The sequence below is a fragment of the Roseibacillus ishigakijimensis genome, from assembly GCF_016595415.1.
In the GTDB taxonomy this organism is placed as follows: Bacteria; Verrucomicrobiota; Verrucomicrobiia; order Verrucomicrobiales; family Akkermansiaceae; genus Roseibacillus; species Roseibacillus ishigakijimensis.
Genome location: NZ_JAENIO010000113.1, coordinates 1 through 837, shown reverse-complemented (window position 1 = coordinate 837; position 837 = coordinate 1). Strand labels below are relative to the sequence as shown.

General features: G+C 61.3%; 1 pseudogene. It reads left to right on the top strand.

The window, feature by feature from the left end:
- Positions 1-762 (top strand): annotated as a pseudogene (locus JIN78_RS18030) (hypothetical protein); the annotation flags it as partial.
- Between the last annotated feature and the right edge of the window lie 75 nt (positions 763-837).

Below are 837 nucleotides of genomic sequence, written 5' to 3'. Positions count from 1 at the left end.
AAGCGCGACTTCCACCGCGATGTGGGCTATATTTACCGCAAACAACTCGAAGAAGCCGAGTGGCTGGTGGTCAACAAGTGCGATCTCCTGAGCGCGGACGACCTCGCGGATTTGCAAGCGCGGCTCGACCGCGACTATCCCGGCAAGCGCGTTTTCCTGCTCTCCGCCAAGACTGGGGAGGGGATGGAGGAGTGGTTCGCGGCCCTCCTGCAGCACGAGACCGCCGGGGGCCAGGAGGTGGAAGTCGATTACGAACGCTACGCCGAGGGGGAGGCCCTGCTGGGCTGGGTCAATTCGGAAGCCCGCTGTCAGCCCCGCCAGGAGGTGGATTGGGGCCAATGGTTGGCACGGGTCGCCCGCACCATCGCGACGCGCCTGGAGGAGTCGGGTCACGAGGTAGGCCACTTCAAGATGAGCGTGGAAACGGATGGTCGGCGCTATCGGGTGCATCAGGTGATGAGTGGGGAGGAGGTGGTCAGTGAGAACACCAGCGACCCAAGAGCCGGAAGGTTGAGTTCAACCGGCGAGACGCCGGTGCTCCCTGCCGAACAGTTGAGACCAACCGACGAGACGCCGGTGCTCCCTGCCGAACAGAAGGCCACGCTCCTTGTTAATCTACGGGCCGAAGGGGAGGCCAAGGCCTTGAAAGCGATTGTGACACAATCTTTTGACGCACAGAGCGAAGTCGAGGTTCTTTTCCAGAAACAAGCAGCCTTTCAACCCGGCAAACCCGTCCCCGTGCATCGCATCGCGGTCGCCTAAATCCGCCACTGCCAAACTGCCAAACTGCCAAACTGCCAAACTGCCAAACTGCCAAACTGCCAAACTGCCAAACTG